The following is a 242-nucleotide window of genomic DNA, read 5'->3' as shown; positions in this document are numbered from 1 at the left end:
CGCCAGCCGCCGCGATTGCAGCGTTCCGGCTCGAGACACCCGCCGGGCCTGCGTGACGCGCCGCGCCTCACCGCAGCATGAACGACATGGCCGACAGGCTGTTCAACGTGCGCACCACGTGCTCGACCGACGGCCCGTCGAAGCGCAACGTCACCGCATCGACGCGCTCGAGCGTCGGCAGCATGCAGAACAGATCGGCGAGCGCGGCCGTCTGCACGCGCAGCGTGCAAGCGGCCGGCGCG

The 242-nt window shown here is 71.9% G+C and carries 1 protein-coding gene; it reads right to left on the bottom strand.

Features of this window, described 5'->3' with window-relative positions; all coding sequences use genetic code 11:
* Nucleotides 1-67: 67 nt before the first annotated feature.
* Nucleotides 68-242: M55 family metallopeptidase (locus SB751_RS34520; RefSeq protein ID WP_410749556.1), on the bottom strand; the 175-nt coding region annotated here is incomplete at its 5' end.

The sequence above is a fragment of the Cupriavidus sp. SIMBA_020 genome (genome assembly GCF_046535395.1).
In the GTDB taxonomy this organism is placed as follows: domain Bacteria; phylum Pseudomonadota; class Gammaproteobacteria; order Burkholderiales; family Burkholderiaceae; genus Cupriavidus; species Cupriavidus campinensis.
The sequence above is the reverse complement of the archived record's forward strand: the minus strand, read 5'-3'. Positions and strand labels throughout refer to the sequence as shown.